The sequence below is a fragment of the Xanthomonas citri pv. citri genome (assembly GCF_000961215.1).
GTDB classification, from domain to species: domain Bacteria; phylum Pseudomonadota; class Gammaproteobacteria; order Xanthomonadales; family Xanthomonadaceae; genus Xanthomonas; species Xanthomonas cissicola.
This window is the reverse complement of the sequence record NZ_CP008998.1, coordinates 2,057,873-2,074,480: the sequence shown is the minus strand read 5'-3', so window position 1 is coordinate 2,074,480 and position 16,608 is coordinate 2,057,873. Positions and strand designations below refer to the sequence as shown.

Genomic DNA, 16,608 nt, shown 5'->3' with positions numbered 1-16,608 from the left:
ATGACGACCAGCCTCCTACTGGCCGCCCTGTTCAACTTTGCGTTTTATTACCCGATCATCATGGCGTTCTTCTGGATGATCGGCGGCATCTACTACTACCTGCGCCGTGAGCGCGGCACGCACAGGCCATCCAAGCCACCGCCGATGGCCAGCGAGCCGTTCGTCTCGATCCTGATGCCCTGCTACAACGAGGCCAAGCACGTTGCCGAAACCATCGCGGCGATGAGCGCGCAGCAGTACGCAGACTTCGAGATCATTGCCATCAACGACGGCAGCACCGACCGCACTGCCGAAGTACTCGACGACCTCACCCACCACCACCCGCGCCTGCGCGTGGTGCATCTGGAGCAGAACCACGGCAAGGCCAACGCGTTGCGCGTCGGCACGCTGGCCGCGCGCTCGGACTATCTGGTGTGCGTGGACGCCGATGCAATCCTGGACCCGAACGCCACGCGCTGGATGGTCGGCCACCTGATCGCCGGCCCACGCGTGGGCGGCGTTACCGGCAACCCGCGCGTGCGCAACCGCACCACACTGATGGGCCGCATGCAGGTAGGCGAATTTTCCGCCATCGTCGGGCTGATCAAGCGCGCGCAACGCGTGTACGGGCGGCTGTTTACCGTGTCTGGTGTGATCTGCGCGTTCCGTCGCTCGGCGCTACATCACGTCGGCTTCTGGTCCGACAACATGGTGACCGAGGACATCGACATCTCCTGGCGTCTGCAGCTGGACGGCTGGGATATCCGCTACGAACCCAATGCGTTGTGCTGGATCCTGATGCCGGAAACCTTTCGCGGCCTGTGGATGCAGCGCCTGCGCTGGGCGCGCGGCGGTGTCGAGGTGTTGCTGAGCCACGGCCGCCGTGCGCTGGCATGGCGCAGCCGGCGTATGTGGGCGGTGCTGCTGGAATACGCGCTGAGCCTGGCCTGGGCGTACACCATGCTGCTCATCATCGTGCTGTGGCTGCTCGGCAAGTTCATTGCGCTGCCGCCGGCCTTGTATGTCGACACCATCCTGCCGCGCTGGCATGGCCTGGTGCTGGCCGTGGTCTGCCTGCTGCAGTTCGCCACCAGCCTGATGATCGAACGCCGCTACGAAAAAGGCCTGGCCCGCCAGTTCTTCTGGGTGATCTGGTACCCGGCCGCGTTCTGGATGATCGGCATGCTCACCGCCGTCATCGCCTTCCCACGTGCCCTGCTCGCGCGCCGCAACAAGCGCGCTCGCTGGAAAAGCCCCGACCGAGGAATCCAATGACCCCACCCATCATCAACCTGCCGCAACGCCTCGGCCGCTCGCGCCGCCTCGCCTACGGCGCCGCCACCGCCGGCGCATGGATGGTCTACTTCTATCTGTGGGCACCACTGGCAACGCTGATCGCCTGGTTTTTCGGCCTGCGCAGTGCCTACACCGAGCTCTATCTGCAACACAACGCGCTGGACCCGTTCGCTTTGGGCTCCCTACCGGTAATCGCCTTGATGAGCGCGATCACCACGGTTGGCTGGGCCGAATACAACCGCCTACGCTTCGTCAACGCCGACAAGCGCAGGCGTCCGCGCACCGTCGCCGAACCCGACGTCGACCAGCGCCTGGGCGCCACCGAACAACTCGGCACCCTGCTGCGGCATAGCCGCATCTCCTCGGTGGCGATGGACAAGTTTGCACGACCGGTGGCGGTGCGGGTGGTGCGGCATCGGTAACAGACGCAGTATTCGAGGGCCGGTGGAAGACCACGTGGCAGGCCTGCGCAGGCAGGCCTTCGTTTACGAACACTGGTCAAGCTTGAAGGTTGTGAGGCTGCCACTGCCAAGCCCGCTGCAAATTTTTGAGCAGCCCGTTCAAATCTGACTCATTAGAATTGCGGGGTTCTGGGGAGTTGTGGCTGATCCCCCGCCCGGCGCTGCCTGAGCGCGGATGAGAATCGAGGCTAGATCGGTCGGCAGATATCCGGTGTCAGTCAGCCATGTGTCACGCAACCTGATGAGTACAGTCTGCAGACATGCGCATGAGGCACGGCATCCGGCGGCTGCGCAAGTGAGAAGCGGCCCTGAGAATTGCCGACCTCGATCTGGTGACCCCGGCCCGATTCGAACGGGCGACCTTCCCCTTAGGAGGGGGACGCTCTATCCAGCTGAGCTACGGGGCCAAGGGCGGCATTGTCGCATGATCGTTGCGATTGCCAAGCCGGTGGCGGTAGGCGGCCGGCGGAGCCTGCTAAAATCGGCGGCTACCGTGTTGCGGGTGGCTCTGCCACCACGACCGCCACTGTTTCCAGGAGATCCCATGTCCGCTGACCTGCTCAAGGCGCTCGACCTCGCTGCGTCCAATTCCGGCACCTATCTTGGCGAGGCGACCTGGTCGCAGGCCACTGGCGCCGGGGTGCTGCAGCCGCTCAATCCGACCACCAATGCGGTGATCGCCGAGGTGCAGGCCACCACGCCGGAAGACTACGAGCTGATCGTGCAGCGTGCGCAGGCCGCGTTCAAGGTGTGGCGGACCACGCCGGCACCGCGCCGTGGTGAAGCCGTACGCCTATGTGGCGAGGCGCTGCGTGCGCATAAGGATGCGCTGGGATCGCTGGTGGCGCTGGAAATGGGCAAGAGCAAGCCCGAAGGCGACGGCGAAGTGCAGGAGATGATCGACATCGCCGACTTCGCCGTGGGCCAGAGCCGCATGCTGTACGGCTACACCATGCATTCGGAGCGCCCCGGCCACCGCATGTACGAGCAGTACCAGCCGCTGGGCCTGGTGGGCATCATCAGTGCGTTCAACTTCCCGGTGGCGGTATGGGCGTGGAATGCGTTTTTGGCTGCGATTTGCGGCGATATCTGCATCTGGAAGCCCTCCAACAAGACGCCGTTGACCGCGATCGCCACGATGAAGATCTGCAACGCGGCACTGAAGGATGCCGGCTTCCCGGACATCTTCTTCCTGATCAACGATGCCGGCACGGCGCTGTCGGAGAAGCTGGTCGAAGACACCCGCGTGCCGTTGATCAGCTTCACCGGTTCGACCCAGATCGGCCGCGTGGTGGCAGAGAAAGTCGCCCGTCGTCTGGGCCGCTGCCTGCTGGAATTGGGCGGCAACAACGCCATCATCCTGGACGAAACCGCCGACCTGAAGCTGGCCATCCCGGGCATCGTGTTTGGCGCCGTCGGCACTGCCGGGCAGCGCTGCACCACCACCCGCCGGCTGATCGTGCACGCCTCCATTTACGACACCGTACTGGCAACGCTGGTCAAGGCGTACAAGCAGCTCGACAGCAAGATCGGCGACCCGACCGACCCGGCAAACCTGATGGGCCCGCTCAACAGCCAGGGCGCCGTTGCGCAGTTCCTGGACTCGATCGCCAAGGCCAAGGCGGCCGGCGGCACGGTCGAAGTGGGCGGCACGGCGATCGATCGCCCGGGCAACTTCGTGCTGCCGGCGATTGTCACGGGGCTGCAGAACAGCGACGCGGTGGTGCAGCACGAGACCTTTGCACCGATCCTGTACGTGATGAAGTACAGCACGCTGGATGAGGCGATCGAGCTGCAGAACGGCGTGCCGCAGGGCCTGTCGTCGTCGATCTTCACCCAGAACCTGAAGGCGGCCGAGAAGTTCCTGTCGGCGGCGGGCAGCGATTGCGGCATCGCCAACGTCAATATCGGTACCTCGGGTGCGGAGATCGGCGGTGCGTTCGGCGGCGAGAAGGAAACCGGCGGCGGGCGCGAGTCCGGCTCGGATGCGTGGAAGGTCTATATGCGTCGCCAGACCAACACCATCAACTACTCCGATTCGTTGCCGCTGGCACAGGGCATCAAGTTCGATCTTTGATCGAGGTTGCATGGCGCGCCGGGCACATGCTCGGCGCGCTGCGTGGTCGCAACGGGCCTGCTGCAACGGCCGTCGTGGCGTACCCGACGCACGCAACCCGGCGGTTCTCGCTTTCGCGGCAGCGGCAGCGGCAGCAGTGGCAGTGGCAGCCAGTGAAGACTCGGCGGCTGCAGGCGACGCTCAGCAATCCGGCTCTGTGCAAGTACGCCACGTCTGCGCGAGGCGGAGCGTTCGCCCCGGTGGCACAACGCAGTCGCCACATGGCACCGGCCCGGCTCGAACCCGCCGACCCGCACGGCGCCCGGTCGGCACCACCGAAGGCCAGCGAACTGCAGGACGCGTCTCGACCGGCATGACCGACCATGCCCTGCCCGCACGAGCGGCGATTGGAGCCGGTCCCGCCCGCAAAACCAGCCCCGCAACGACGTTTGGCCGCAAACGGCACGCCTTTTGCCCGACGGCTCTGGGATAATCGTGCAACGCCAGCCTTCGGCTGCCCGCCTTTTTCAAGGAGTTCATGATGAACGTTGTCGTTCGACAGACCAGCGCCATGGCGATCGTCAGCCTGGTTGCCGGCATTCTCGGCTGGACGCTGATCCCGTTCCTGGGCAGCATCTGCGCCATCATTACCGGGCATCTGGCCCGCGCGGAAATCCGCCGCAATCCACATGGCCTGGACGGCGACGGCCTGGCCATCGGCGGCCTCATCATGGGCTGGCTGGCGGTGGCGCTCTGGGTCGTGGGAATCGCGTTTTTCCTGCTGTTCTTCGGCGGCATGGCCTGGCTTGCGGCCGCCAACAGTTGAGCATGGCCACGCCCTCCTCCGCCCAGCGCTTCAACGATCGCGTGGCGGCCTATGTGCGCTACCGGCCCAGTTACCCGCCGCAGTTGCTGCGCTGGCTGCACGGAGAACTCGGCGTGACGCCCGCAACGGCAGTGGCCGACATCGGCGCCGGCACCGGCATTTCCAGCCGCCTGTTTTTGGAAGCCGGATATGCGGTGACGGCGGTGGAGCCCAACCAGGCCATGCGCGAAGCGGCGCTGCAGTGGCTGGCGGAATTTCCCAAGTTTCAGGCGATCGACGGCACCGCCGAAGCCACCGGGCTGGCCGATGCCAGCGTGGGCTTGGTGTCTGCGGCACAAGCCTTCCACTGGTTCGACATGCAGGCCGTGCGCGACGAATGGGCGCGCATCCTGCAACCCGGTGGGCTGGCGGTGGTGTACTGGAATTCGCGCGAACTGGACAGCACCGCGTTCCTGCGCGGCTACGAGCAGTTGCTGCTGGATTACGGCACCGACTATTCCGCAGTGGCCGAGCGGTATCAGGACGATGCCACCATGCAGGCGTGGTTCGGCGAGGGTTTCCGCGCAATGGCGCGCTTCCCGAATGTGCAGCGGCTGGATTTCGAGAGCTTGCGCGGCCGCCTGCTATCGTCCTCGTACGCCCCGCTTGCGCACGACCCACGTCATGCCCCGATGCTCGCCGCGCTACGCACGTTGTTCGATGCGTATGCGCACGATGGGCTGATCGACTTCCAATACCAAACCCGCGTGTTCGCCGGGAGATTGAACTGACCCGCATGTATTCGCTCGCCCGCCCCTTCCTGTTTTCCTTGGATGCCGAGCGCGCCCACGCGCTGGCGTTGCGCTCCATCGACACCGCCTACCGCACCGGCACCACGGCGTTGCTGGCCAGGCGCCCGGTGCCGCTGCCCACCCCGGCTTTCGGCCTGATGTTCCCCAACCCGGTCGGGCTGGGTGCCGGGTTGGACAAGAACGGTGAGCACATCGATGCGTTGTTTGCGCTGGGCTTCGGCTTTGTCGAGATCGGCACGGTGACGCCGCGCGCGCAGGAGGGCAACCCGAAGCCACGTATGTTCCGATTGCCGGAATACCAGGCGGTGATCAACCGCATGGGCTTCAACAACCTGGGCGTGGATGCGCTGGTGGCCAACGTGCAGCGCGCACGCCGCACGGGAGGCCTGCTCGGCATCAACATCGGCAAGAACAAGGACACGTCCAACGAAGAGGCCACCAGCGACTACCGTTACTGCATGGAGCGCGTGTATCCGCTGGCCGACTACATCACGGTCAACATCTCCTCGCCCAACACCGCAGGCTTGCGCGAGTTGCAGGAAGAACAATCGCTGCGCCGCCTGATTTCCGACTTGCGCGAAACCCAGGAAGCGCTAAGCGCGCAACACGGCAAACGTGTGCCGATGCTGGTCAAGGTGGCGCCGGACCTCAACGACCGCGACATCGATGCCGCCGCACGCGTGCTGGCCGACCTGGCGGTGGATGGCGTGATCGCCACCAATACCACGGTGACGCGCACGCTGGTGGCCAATCACCCGCTAGCTGCCGAAGCCGGCGGTCTGTCCGGCGCGCCGCTGCTGGGGCAATCCACGCTGGTGCTGCGGCGCCTGCGCGCGCGCCTGCCCGAATCGATTCCGTTGATTGGCGTGGGCGGCATCAACTCCGGCGCCGATGCGGTGGCCAAGATGGCAGCCGGTGCGAGCCTGGTGCAGTGCTACAGCGGGTTGGTATATCGCGGCCCGCAGCTCATCGGCGAATGCGTCAACGCCATCCGACGCCGCCGCGAAGCACCCAGCGGCGGTGCGGTGTCGCCATTATGAGCGATGCAGTGCAGACAGGCTGGCAGCTGAGCGAACAGGCGCCGCTGCGTACGCTCAACACCTTCCATGTCGAAGCCACCGCGCGCTGGTTGCTCAATGTCCAAGCGCCTGAGGCATTGCCGCAGGCATTGGCTGCGCCCGAGATCGCCGGACAACCGTTGCTGGTGCTGGGCAGCGGCAGCAATGTCTTGCTGGCCGGCGATCCGCCAGGCTGCGTGCTGTGTTTCGACAACCGCGAGACCTCCATCATCGCGCACCGTGCCGACCACGCCATCGTGCGGGCCGGCGCCGGCGTGAACTGGCATGCGCTGGTGCTGTACGCGCTGCAGCAGGGCTTGTCGGGGCTGGAGAACCTGGCTTTGATTCCGGGCACCGTGGGCGCCTGCCCGATCCAGAACATCGGTGCGTACGGCGCGCAGGTAGGCGACTTCATCCACGTGGTGGAGGCCTTCGACCGGCATAGCCAGCAGTTCGTGCGGCTGGATGCGGCCGACTGCGCGTTCGGCTACCGCGACAGCGTGTTCAAGCAGCAGCCCGAGCGTTATCTGATCGTGGCGGTGGAATTCAATCTACCGCTGCTGCACGAACTGCGGCTGGACTACGCCGGCATTCGCGAGGAACTGGCAAGCATGGGCGCCGAGCTGGCAGGCGCGGCCGATGTGGCGCAGGCGGTGATCAACATCCGTCGCCGCAAGCTGCCGGACCCGGATGTGCTGGGCAATGCAGGCAGTTTCTTCAAGAACCCATTGCTGCCGAGCGAACAGATTGCCGCGTTGCAGGCCAGCTTTGCCGACATGCCGGTGTATCCGGGCGAGCATGCCGGCCAGGGCAAATTGTCGGCCGCCTGGCTGATCGAGCAATGCGGCTGGAAGGGCAAGCGCGAAGGCGACGCCGGCGTGTCGCCCGACCATGCGCTGGTGCTGGTCAATTACGGCACCGCCACGGGCGCGCAGTTGCTGGATTTCGCACGACGCATCGCCGAGTCGGTGCGCGAGCGCTATTCGGTGATTCTGGAGCCGGAACCGCGCATCATCGGGGCGCATTGGTGACGCCAGCGCAGGTTGCGCGGCGAGCCGCGCTGTGGATGCTCACCAGTACCGTCGCCTTCGGGCTGATGGCAATCACCATCCGCCTGGCCTCGAGCACCATTGCCACCGCCGAGATCGCATTTTTCCGCAATGCGTTCGGGTTGCTGGCGTTGTTGCCGTTGATCCTGCGGCCGGGCAAGCCGCTGCCGCGCACGCGGCAATTGCCGCAGTACTTCGCCCGTACCTTGATCGGCCTGGCCTCGATGCTGTGCGGGTTTTGGGCGATCGGCCATCTACCCCTGTCGCAGGCCATCTCGCTCTCCTACTCCACGCCGTTATTCGTCACGGTGCTGGCAGTGGTGTGGCTGCATGAGCAGGTACGGCTGCGGCGCTGGCTGGCGGTGGCGGCCGGTTTTATCGGCGTGCTGGTGATCCTGCGGCCGGGCTCGTCCACGTTCACGCCCGGCTTGCTGATTGCGCTGCTGGCTGCGGTCATCAGCGCCATCGTCGCGATCCAGATCAAACAGCTCTCGCGCAGCGACGACTCCGACACGGTGGTGTTCTACACCTACGTGTTCTGGGTGCCGATGTCGCTGATCCCGGCGCTGTTCCAATGGACATGGCCGCAGGGCATCGGCTGGGTATGGCTGGTGGCCACTGGCATCTTCGGCACCGCCGGGCAGTTGTTCTGGACGCGCGCACTCAAGCTGGGCGAAGTCTCTGCGCTGCAGCCGATCAGCTTCATGCAACTGCCGTTGGTGGCGCTGCTGGGTTGGTGGCTGTTCGGCGAGGCGATCGAACGCCACACCGTGATCGGTGCGGCCATCATCATCGGTGCCAACGTCTATATCGCCCATCGCGAAACCGTGCTGGCACGCCGCGCCGCCACGCACGCACCGGTGGAAGGCGCCAAGCCGGGCGAGTGAGCCGAGATCCTGAGCTGCCGGAGCGCGATCGGGAACGTATCCGGTCGGGACCGCCGACATACACTTCAGTCCCCAAGCGCAACGCACGCTGCGTGCCGTCGCTGTGCAACCTCATCCGCTGTCCTGTCATGGAGTTCGCATGCCGGTTCCAAGCAAAACGATCGGTTTGATCGGTGGAATGAGCTGGGAATCCACGCTGCCCTACTACCGCATCATCAATCAGCGCGTCCGCCATGCATGCGGCGGCCTGCATTCGGCGAAACTGCTGCTGTATAGCGTCAATTTCCACGAGATCGAGCGACTGCAGCACGCCGGCGATTGGGATGGCGCTGGCCAGGCGATGGCAGCCGCCGCGCGTGCGCTGCAGGCAGCAGGCGCCGACTTCATCGTGCTGTGCACCAACACCATGCACTGCGTTGCCGACGCGATTACCGCCGCGACGCCACTGCCGCTGCTGCATATCGCCGATGCCACCGCCGACGCGCTCGTCGCAGCGGGCCTCAGCCGGATCGGATTGCTCGGCACGGGCTTCACCATGGAGCAGCCGTTCTATCGCCAGCGCCTGCAGGCACGTGGCCTGGACGTGCTGGTGCCGCCGGCCGAAGCACGCGCGCAGCTGCATCGCGTGATCTACGACGAACTCTGCCAGGGCGTGATCCAGCCCGAATCGCGCGAATACGTCTGCCAGGTCATGAACGAACTCGGCCAGCACGGTGCGCAAGCGATCATCCTGGGCTGCACCGAGATTTCGCTGCTGGTGAGCAGCACCGATGCGCAACTGCCGTTGTTCGACACCACCGCACTGCACGCCGAGGCAGCGGCGCTGGCGAGCGTGTCCGGCTGATTCGCAGCGAAGGCCCGGACGCGTGCGGCAACCGACGCCCGCAGGCGTGCTCGCACCAGGCCTGATAGGTGCCATCGGCATTTCATCGCCGAAAACGGCGTAGCGACGGCCCCGCCCGGCAGCTAGCATTGCCTGCTCGGCGCATCAGCAGGCGTCAATGGCAATGCGCGCCACCCGCGACAGGATACGACTGCATGACGACCCATGCCCCACCAACGCAGCTCACCCGCAGCGATTACAAGACGCTGGGCTTGTCCGCGCTGGGCGGTGCGCTGGAGTTCTACGACTTCATCATCTTCATTTTTTTCGCGAAGGTGCTGGGCGAGCTGTTCTTTCCGCCAGGCATTCCGGAGTGGACGCGGCAGCTGCAGACATTCGGCATCTTTGCGGCCGGCTACCTGATCCGCCCGTTGGGCGGCATCGTGATGGCCCACTTCGGCGATCTGCTTGGCCGCAAGCGCATGTTCGCGCTGAGCATCGGATTGATGGCACTGCCTACATTGGCCATTGGCGTGCTGCCGACTTACGCGCAGATCGGCGTGGCCGCACCGCTGCTGCTGTTGACGATGCGCCTGCTGCAGGGTGCCGCCATCGGTGGCGAAGTTCCCAGTGCATGGGTATTCGTGGCAGAGCACGTGCCGGCGCGGCGCACAGGGCTGGCCTGCGGCACCTTGACCGCTGGCCTGGCTGCCGGCGTGCTGCTTGGTTCGCTGAGTGCAGGCGCACTGCATCGTGCGTTTTCTCCGGACCAAATCGCCGAGTACGCTTGGCGCCTGCCGTTTCTGGCCGGCGGCATCTTCGGGCTGCTGTCGGTGTACTTGCGGCGCTGGCTACATGAAACGCCGGTGTTCGCCGAACTGGTTGCCATGCGCGCGCTGGCACGCGAAACACCATTGAAGGTGGTACTGCGCGATCACCCGCGCAGTCTGGCAATGTCGCTATGGCTGACCTGGGTGATCGCCGCTGCAGTGCTGGTGGTGTCGCTGATGACACCTACGCTGCTGCAGAGCGCATACGGCTACCCGTCACCGGTGGCGTTGCAGGCCAATCTCCTGGCAGTGCTGCTGCAGGCGGTCGGCTCGGTGGTGGCCGGGGCACTGTCGGATCGTTGGGGCAATGGGCGTGTGCTGCTGGCCGGCAGCGTGCTTCTGGGCGTCAGCGCATGGCTGTTCTACCGCCTTGCGGGCGACCCGTACCTGCTGTTCCCGCTGTATGCCCTGCTCGGCGCTGCGCTAGGCGTGCTGGGGGCGATTCCGCGCGTGATGGTCGAGGCGTTTCCACCAGTGGTTCGCCTGTCCGGCGTGTCGTTCGCCTACAACCTGGGCTATGCCGTGTTCGGCGGCCTGACTCCGCTGCTGGTGGTGATGCTGCTCAAGCTGCACCCGATGGGGCCGGCGTACTACGTGATCTTGCTGGCTTCCATCGGCGCCATCGTTGGCGCCCGGCTATCGCAACGGGAGCGTATCAGTCGCTGGTAGAGCGGCTAAAAAAACCGGGGCGGGCAGTCGTCAGGTGGGCGTGGACGACGCGCCTAGATCCGGAGTGTTCGAGTGGTACCTGCTCGATTCCGAACACCGGTCACGCCAGCCTGGCAGCTGTGCAGTGGTTTTGTTAGCTGCTCTCAATCGGAAAACGGCACGCGCCCGGGCTGCTCCACTACCGTTCCAGCCGGCGTGCGCCAATGCGGCCGCCGCGCGCCGCGGAACATCACCAGATACAGCCCGACCACCCACACCAGCGCGGCCGACCAGCCGCCCAGGATGTCGGACGGGTAATGCACGCCCAGGTAGATGCGCGAGATGCCCACCAGCAGCGCGAACACGCTGGCGACAATGGTCACCGGCCAGCGCCAGCGCGTGCTCCAGGCCAGCGCGATGACCACCGCTGCCAGCGTCATCGAGCCCATCGCATGGCCGCTGGGAAAACTGAACGTGCTCTCCGGCGCGATCGATTCCCACAAGCTGGGGCGGTCGCGCTGGAAAAACTGCTTGGCGCCCATGTTGAGCAGCGCCGAGCCACCGAATCCCAGCGCGGCAAACGTGCCCTCGCGCCAGCGCTGCAAGACCAGCAACACCAGCACGATGGCGATATCGGCCGGAATCACGCCGTACTGGTAGCCGGCCTTGGAGATCGCGCCAAAGAACGCATCCAGGCCCGGCGTGGCGATGCTGCGCATGCTCCACAGCAGCGGCTCGTCGAAGTAGACATTTTCCAGCGCGTGGACTTCGTCGGCCAGGTCCACGAACAGGCCCAATGGGAGCAGCACCCCGGCAAACAGCAACGCCATGCGCCACGCATTGCTACGCAACCATCCCTTGAACCCGGCCGGCGATTCAGCCGGCGCGGCGGACATAGGTGCGTTCGACGTATTGATCGATCAACTCGATGAATTCGTACGCGATGTTTTCGCCGCGCAAGGTGACGCTCTTTTCGCCGTCGATGAACACTGGCGCCGACGGTGCCTCGCCCGTGCCCGGCAGCGAAATACCGATATTGGCGTGGCGCGATTCGCCCGGCCCGTTGACCACGCAGCCCATCACCGCCAGGGTCATGTTTTCCGCGCCGGGGTTGGTGATCTTCCACTCCGGCATCTTGGCGCGCACGTGGTTCTGCACCACGCCGGCCAGCTCCTGGAAGAACTCGGAGGTGGTGCGGCCGCAGCCCGGGCAGGCGGTGACCATCGGGGTAAACGCGCGCTGGCCGGTGGTCTGCAACAGTTCCTGCGCCACCACCACTTCCTGGGTGCGCGACTGCCCCGGCTCGGGGGTCAGCGAAATACGGATGGTGTCGCCGATGCCTTCCTGCAACAGCACGCTCAGTGCCGCCGCCGAAGCCACGATGCCCTTGCTGCCGATGCCGGCTTCGGTGAGCCCCAGATGCAGCGCGAAATCGCAGCGGCTGGCCATGTCCCGATATACCGCGATCAGCTCCTGCACGCCGGACACCTTGGCCGACAGGATGATGCGCTCGCGCGGCAGGCCCAGCTCCACCGCACGCTCGGCCGAATCCACCGCCGAGCGGATCAGCGCCTCGCGCAGCACCCGGCCGGCGTCCCACGGGGTGTCGCGTTGCGAGTTTTCGTCCATCAGCTGCGCTGCCAGCGACTGGTCCAGCGAGCCCCAGTTGGCACCAATCCGGACCGGCTTGCCGTACTTGATGGCGAACTCGATCAACTGACCGAACTGCAGATCCTTCTTCTTGCCGAATCCGACATTGCCCGGGTTGATGCGGTACTTGGCCAGCGCCTCGGCACAGGCCGGCTCGGCAGCGAGCAATTGATGGCCGTTGTAATGGAAGTCGCCGATCAACGGCACTTCGATGCCCATCATGCGCAGCTTGTCGACGATGCGCGGAATGGCAGCAGCGGACTCGGCATTGTTGACGGTCAGGCGCACCATTTCCGAGCCGGCGCGCCACAGATCGGCGACCTGCTTGACGCTGCCGGCGATGTCGGCGGTGTCGGTGTTGGTCATCGACTGGACGACGACCGGATGGCCCCCGCCCACGGTCACGCTGCCGATCTTGACGGCCCGGGTGATGCGGCGCGGCCAGGCGGTGGCGTCGGCGGGAGGGGTTGGGCGGGTCACGGCGTCATGCATCGGGCTATTTTAGCCTGTCCGCCGTGCGCTCACAGCTGAAGCGGGATGCGCACCGATCTGGAGAGCGTGTCATGTACGTTGAGGTGAGTGCGAAGCGCCCTGTGGCGCGTCGAGACAAGGCGTGCGCCTGCCCAGGCTTGGCCGCCTTGGGCAAGGCACGCAACGCGGTATCGGCGCGCCGCAGGGCGCTTCCCGGCGGGTTGGCCGTAGCGGCACGGAGCGCGCGCCGCACCGCTGACGGCCAACGCATTTCATCTCAACGTGCATAACACGCTCTAGGCCGATGCGACGGTCTAGGCCGATGCGACGGTTTGTCGCAGGCCACCGTCTTTCCAAGCGCATAGCATTGCCGTGATGAACAGCTCCGACGCTTCCTTCCTGCGGACCCTCTGCAGCCTGCGCTGGCTGGCCACTGCCGGCCAGGCCGCCACCATCCTGGTCGCGACCGGGCTGATGGGCCTGAACCTGCCGCAGCAACCCCTGTGGGCCGGCGTGGCCGCGTTGGCGGTCTTCAACCTGTATGCGCAGCTGCGCGTGGCGCACCGCGGCGCAGTCAGCCCGGCCACCGAGTTCGGCCACATCCTGGTCGACGTGACCGTGCTGACCTGGATGGTGGGCTGGAGCGGCGGCATCGCCAACCCGTTCGGCTCGTTATTCCTGGTGCTGATTGCGCTGGCCGCGTTGGCGCTGCCGCTGAGCTGGGCGATGGCGGTAGCGGCATCGTGCGTGGCCGGCTATGTGATCAGCGCAGCGTTCGGTCTGCCGCTGCCCTACGGCGGCTTCGACCCGCTCAGCCTGCACATGTGGGGCATGGCGGCCAACTTCCTGCTGTCCACCGTGGTGGTGCTGGCGTTCGCGACACGGCTGGCTCTTTCGATGCGCGAGCGCGAGCGCGAAATCTCGACCTTGCGCGAGCGCTTTGCGCGCAACGAAGGCATCGTCGCGCTGGCCACGCATGCGGCCTCGGTGGCGCACGAATTGAACACGCCGCTGGCCACCATGACCCTGCTGGTGGACGACATCGCCGATCAGTGCGAGCAGGGCGAATTGCGCGAGGACCTGGACACCTTGCGCGAGCTGCTGGTGCAGTGCCACGAGCGCGTGCTGGCATTGGCAGCACCTGCCGACAACGGCCATCTGAGCCGCGAGGTGGCCGTGAAAGAAGTGCTGGAACAATGGCGCCTGGTGCGGCCCACCATCGAGCTGCGCCGCAACGAGGACGCGCCAATGCGCCTGATGCTGCAGCCCGGCGTCAGCCACCTGCTGATGGTGCTGCTCAACAATGCCGCCGATGCCGGCGAACGCGCCGGACGCCCGCAGATCGACCTGACCCTGCGCGTGGAACACGACCATCTCAGCGGCGAAGTGCGCGACTACGGACCCGGCTTCGACACCGCGCAAGCGATGCTGCCGGGCACGCTATTCAATAGCGGCAAGCACGACGGCATGGGCGTCGGGCTGGCGCTCTCGCATGCCACCGTCGAACGCCTGCAGGGCGAGTTGTGGATGCTGCCCGCCGAAGGCAGCGGCGCGCGCGTCGGTTTCCGTCTGCCGCTCTCCGACCACGAGGCACTCGCATGACAAGTCCCCCGATCCGTACCGGCCTGCTGGTCGACGACGACACCTTGTACCTGCGCACGCTGCAACGCAGCCTTGCACGCCGCGGCGTGGAAACGCTCACCGCCACCGATGCGGCCAGTGCGTTGTCCACGGCACGCAGCGCGTTGCCGGATTTTGCGTTGATCGATCTCAAGCTCGGCCACGACTCCGGTTTGAGCCTGATCCAGCCGCTGCGCGAGATCCGTGCCGACATGCGCATTCTGCTGGTCACCGGTTACGCCAGCATCGCCACTGCGGTGGAGGCGATCAAACTCGGCGCCGATGATTACCTGCCCAAGCCGGCCAATATCCCCACCATCATGCGGGCGCTGGGCGAAGAGGATGACGACCTGCCAGAGCCGGACGAAGAAGAAAGCGCGCAGGAAATGATGACGCCGCTCAGCCGCTTGCAGTGGGAGCACATCCAGCAGGCGCTGCACGAAACCGGCGGCAACGTGTCGGCGGCCGCGCGCCTGCTCGGCATGCATCGCCGCTCGCTGCAGCGCAAGCTGACCAAGCGCCCGAGCCCTGGGCCGTTACGCTAGCCGTCTCCCCCTGTCGCCGGACCCCACGCAGCATGGATGCCGCGCGAGGGCCTGCAGGGACGCGCGTGCGAGCGTGCGAGCGTGTCACGCGCCCAGGTGCCGGCACCGGCCCCGCAACGGGCCGCAGTTCGACAGCTTTGCAGTGCGCTTCAATGCGTTTCGGAAAACTACAGCCGCCGACTGCAGGACTTCAATCTCACAGCGGGCCGAACACGCTCGCCCGACGCGAGGTTGCTGCGATGCCATCGGTGCCCAGGATCAAGTTGCGCCCCCAGGTGCTCAGTTGTGCCGCATTCCAGCCGATCGCGATGTCCAGCGACTTCGTACTGCTGTCGTTGCCCGACCATGACCAGCCCATGTAGCCGACGTTGTAGTCGCGCGCGCGGCGCATGATCGCCGCTTCGTCCACGTGCGCACCGCGATGGTCCCCACCGAATTCGCCGATCACCAGCGCCAGCTTTTTATCGTTGAAGGCGCGCAAGTAATTGTTGATCGTGGCATCGCTGCCGAACACTTCGTACATGTGCACGCTGAACATCAGGTTGCGGCGGCTGTCGCGCGCCAGCAGAACAGCGGCGTTGTCGCGCATGTAGAATTTCCAGTCCTGGCCCCAGTTGGGCGCATCCACCATCAAGGCGTGGGTCAGTCCATTCTTGCGCAAGGTGGCGATGGCGGTGGCATGGCCGTTGACCCATTCGCTGGCAGCAAGACTGTTGCCGAACGGTTCGTTGGCGATATTGATGACCACATGGTCTTCGTTGCCGATCAGCGCCTTGCGGATGCCGACCCAGTAATTGGTCGCATTGACCAGATTCGCAGCGGCGGTGTCTTCGCCATAGCCGGTGGTGTCGTGGACCTCCAGCACGGCGATCAAGCCCAGGCTTTTGCAGCGCGCGATGATGCGGGCCACATCGGCCTCCGGTGTGCGCGTCCAGCGGTAGCCGGAACTGAGCACGACGCGCACGCTGTTGGCGCCGGTGGCCGCGATGGCTGCCAACGCCGCATCGGTGCGGCCCGCATACCAGGCATGCGGCAGGTTGACGCCGCGCAGCACCAATGCATTGCCATTGGACTCGCGTAACTGCGTGCCGGACACCGTGAGCCCTGCATGGGCGGCAGACGACGCGGCCAGACCGGCGACGACCAGGAGCGTGCGTTGTGCAAAGGACAGCAATGAATTCACGATGATTCCAAAATAGAAGTGACAAAACCGCGATGGCGAGATTCACAGCACGGGTGAAGACTGTGTCGATTCGTGACACCCATGAGTCGAATGCACATCACAAAAGCAAACATCGATTAAAGATCATTGGTCGCGTGTGCGATGCAGATGGTTGCGTCAGCACTGCTGTGGTCAAAAGGTGATCGGCAGCGCACGCGAGATATTTAGGCGCTGTCACCGGAGGACACATGCGCCACGCGCGTTGGTGTGGGCACGCATTCCAGCTCCGGCAGACGGCGCATGGCCGCGACAGCGCCGCGCAGATCGCAGTCGAATCGCGTGCGGCGCACGGCTGACGCGGCGACGGCACCGTTCATGAATTCCAAGGCGTGCTGCGTCCCGTACTGCAACTGAACGGAGCCAGCCACCGCCGGTCAAGGGATTACGCTTCAGGCC

Annotated in this window: 16 protein-coding genes, 1 tRNA gene and 1 other RNA gene; 12 read left to right on the top strand and 6 right to left on the bottom strand. The window is 65.5% G+C overall.

Going from position 1 to position 16,608, the window contains the following annotated elements; translation table 11 throughout:
• Both pgaC and pgaD read left to right on the top strand, forming a co-directional pair.
• A complete protein-coding gene (gene pgaC / locus AMD14_RS09670; RefSeq protein WP_011051154.1) occupies window positions 1–1,254 on the top strand; it encodes a poly-beta-1,6-N-acetyl-D-glucosamine synthase in 1,254 nt (417 codons plus the stop codon).
• On the top strand, window positions 1,251–1,697 hold the full coding sequence (gene pgaD / locus AMD14_RS09665; RefSeq protein ID WP_003490761.1) for a poly-beta-1,6-N-acetyl-D-glucosamine biosynthesis protein PgaD: 447 nt from the start codon (window positions 1,251–1,253) through the stop codon (window positions 1,695–1,697). The genes pgaC and pgaD overlap by 4 nt, the downstream gene beginning before the upstream one ends.
• 369 nt (window positions 1,698–2,066) lie before the next feature.
• Here the strand turns inward: pgaD and AMD14_RS09660 are convergent.
• A tRNA-Arg gene (locus AMD14_RS09660) sits at window positions 2,067–2,143 on the bottom strand.
• Between the two features lie 137 nt (window positions 2,144–2,280).
• Between AMD14_RS09660 and amaB the strand changes: the two genes are divergently transcribed.
• The 8 genes from amaB (at window position 2,281) to AMD14_RS09620 (ending at window position 10,725) form a co-directional block, all read left to right on the top strand.
• The gene (gene amaB / locus AMD14_RS09655; protein WP_003482014.1) at window positions 2,281–3,813 is read left to right on the top strand and encodes an L-piperidine-6-carboxylate dehydrogenase; all 1,533 of its coding nucleotides are present in this window, start codon (window positions 2,281–2,283) and stop codon (window positions 3,811–3,813) included.
• 520 nt (window positions 3,814–4,333) lie between these two features.
• Window positions 4,334–4,618 carry a DUF4190 domain-containing protein gene (locus AMD14_RS09650; protein WP_005916283.1) on the top strand — a complete coding sequence of 95 codons (285 nt, stop codon included), beginning with the start codon at window positions 4,334–4,336 and terminating at the stop codon, window positions 4,616–4,618.
• 2 nt (window positions 4,619–4,620) lie between these two features.
• Window positions 4,621–5,388, top strand: coding sequence for a class I SAM-dependent methyltransferase (locus AMD14_RS09645; protein ID WP_015472255.1), 768 nt, complete (start codon window positions 4,621–4,623; stop codon window positions 5,386–5,388).
• Window positions 5,389–5,393: 5 nt separating this feature from the next.
• Window positions 5,394–6,449 carry a quinone-dependent dihydroorotate dehydrogenase gene (locus AMD14_RS09640; RefSeq protein WP_011051152.1) on the top strand — a complete coding sequence of 352 codons (1,056 nt, stop codon included), beginning with the start codon at window positions 5,394–5,396 and terminating at the stop codon, window positions 6,447–6,449.
• The gene (murB, locus tag AMD14_RS09635; RefSeq protein WP_011051151.1) at window positions 6,446–7,498 is read left to right on the top strand and encodes a UDP-N-acetylmuramate dehydrogenase; all 1,053 of its coding nucleotides are present in this window, start codon (window positions 6,446–6,448) and stop codon (window positions 7,496–7,498) included. The genes AMD14_RS09640 and murB overlap by 4 nt, the downstream gene beginning before the upstream one ends.
• Window positions 7,492–8,403 (top strand): DMT family transporter, encoded by a 912-nt coding sequence (locus tag AMD14_RS09630; protein ID WP_011051150.1) that lies wholly within the window; start codon window positions 7,492–7,494, stop codon window positions 8,401–8,403. Before murB ends, AMD14_RS09630 begins: the two co-directional genes overlap by 7 nt.
• A 139-nt stretch (window positions 8,404–8,542) precedes the next feature.
• Entirely contained in the window at window positions 8,543–9,247 is a 705-nt protein-coding gene (locus tag AMD14_RS09625; protein ID WP_011051149.1) for an aspartate/glutamate racemase family protein, read from the top strand.
• 194 nt (window positions 9,248–9,441) lie between these two features.
• Window positions 9,442–10,725, top strand: a complete 1,284-nt coding sequence (locus tag AMD14_RS09620) for an MFS transporter (protein WP_005916265.1) — start codon at window positions 9,442–9,444, stop codon at window positions 10,723–10,725.
• Window positions 10,726–10,728: 3 nt separating this feature from the next.
• Here the strand turns inward: AMD14_RS09620 and AMD14_RS23205 are convergent.
• The 3 genes from AMD14_RS23205 to ispG all read right to left on the bottom strand — a co-directional run bounded on the left by AMD14_RS23205 (window position 10,729) and on the right by ispG (window position 12,846).
• Window positions 10,729–10,806: non-coding RNA, sX9 sRNA (locus tag AMD14_RS23205), on the bottom strand.
• Window positions 10,807–10,868: 62 nt separating this feature from the next.
• Window positions 10,869–11,600: a phosphatase PAP2 family protein gene (locus AMD14_RS09615; RefSeq protein WP_011051148.1), complete on the bottom strand. Its 732-nt coding sequence runs from the start codon at window positions 11,598–11,600 to the stop codon at window positions 10,869–10,871.
• The gene (ispG, locus tag AMD14_RS09610) at window positions 11,581–12,846 is read right to left on the bottom strand and encodes a flavodoxin-dependent (E)-4-hydroxy-3-methylbut-2-enyl-diphosphate synthase (RefSeq protein ID WP_011051147.1); all 1,266 of its coding nucleotides are present in this window, start codon (window positions 12,844–12,846) and stop codon (window positions 11,581–11,583) included. The genes AMD14_RS09615 and ispG overlap by 20 nt, the downstream gene beginning before the upstream one ends.
• Window positions 12,847–13,200: 354 nt before the next feature.
• On the opposite strand from ispG, the gene AMD14_RS09605 reads away from it, so the two are divergent.
• Complete coding sequence (locus AMD14_RS09605; protein WP_003481990.1) at window positions 13,201–14,427, top strand: ATP-binding protein; 1,227 nt, start codon at window positions 13,201–13,203, stop codon at window positions 14,425–14,427.
• Window positions 14,424–14,990 (top strand): response regulator transcription factor, encoded by a 567-nt coding sequence (locus AMD14_RS09600; RefSeq protein ID WP_003481988.1) that lies wholly within the window; start codon window positions 14,424–14,426, stop codon window positions 14,988–14,990. The genes AMD14_RS09605 and AMD14_RS09600 overlap by 4 nt, the downstream gene beginning before the upstream one ends.
• A 196-nt stretch (window positions 14,991–15,186) precedes the next feature.
• On the opposite strand, the gene AMD14_RS09595 is transcribed toward AMD14_RS09600, so the two are convergent.
• Window positions 15,187–16,173, bottom strand: a complete 987-nt coding sequence (locus AMD14_RS09595; protein WP_003481985.1) for a cellulase family glycosylhydrolase — start codon at window positions 16,171–16,173, stop codon at window positions 15,187–15,189.
• 203 nt (window positions 16,174–16,376) lie between these two features.
• Entirely contained in the window at window positions 16,377–16,538 is a 162-nt protein-coding gene (locus AMD14_RS23195) for a hypothetical protein (protein WP_155400522.1), read from the bottom strand.
• Between the last annotated feature and the right edge of the window lie 70 nt (window positions 16,539–16,608).

Coding starts and splice junctions, on each gene's coding strand:
- pgaC (WP_011051154.1), top strand. CDS start 1: ATGACGACCAGCCTCCTACTGGCCGCCCTGTTCAACTTTGCGTTTTAT.
- pgaD (WP_003490761.1), top strand. CDS start 1,251: ATGACCCCACCCATCATCAACCTGCCGCAACGCCTCGGCCGCTCGCGC.
- amaB (WP_003482014.1), top strand. CDS start 2,281: ATGTCCGCTGACCTGCTCAAGGCGCTCGACCTCGCTGCGTCCAATTCC.
- AMD14_RS09650 (WP_005916283.1), top strand. CDS start 4,334: ATGAACGTTGTCGTTCGACAGACCAGCGCCATGGCGATCGTCAGCCTG.
- AMD14_RS09645 (WP_015472255.1), top strand. CDS start 4,621: ATGGCCACGCCCTCCTCCGCCCAGCGCTTCAACGATCGCGTGGCGGCC.
- AMD14_RS09640 (WP_011051152.1), top strand. CDS start 5,394: ATGTATTCGCTCGCCCGCCCCTTCCTGTTTTCCTTGGATGCCGAGCGC.
- murB (WP_011051151.1), top strand. CDS start 6,446: ATGAGCGATGCAGTGCAGACAGGCTGGCAGCTGAGCGAACAGGCGCCG.
- AMD14_RS09625 (WP_011051149.1), top strand. CDS start 8,543: ATGCCGGTTCCAAGCAAAACGATCGGTTTGATCGGTGGAATGAGCTGG.
- AMD14_RS09620 (WP_005916265.1), top strand. CDS start 9,442: ATGACGACCCATGCCCCACCAACGCAGCTCACCCGCAGCGATTACAAG.
- AMD14_RS09615 (WP_011051148.1), bottom strand. CDS start 11,600: ATGTCCGCCGCGCCGGCTGAATCGCCGGCCGGGTTCAAGGGATGGTTG.
- ispG (WP_011051147.1), bottom strand. CDS start 12,846: ATGCATGACGCCGTGACCCGCCCAACCCCTCCCGCCGACGCCACCGCC.
- AMD14_RS09605 (WP_003481990.1), top strand. CDS start 13,201: ATGAACAGCTCCGACGCTTCCTTCCTGCGGACCCTCTGCAGCCTGCGC.
- AMD14_RS09600 (WP_003481988.1), top strand. CDS start 14,424: ATGACAAGTCCCCCGATCCGTACCGGCCTGCTGGTCGACGACGACACC.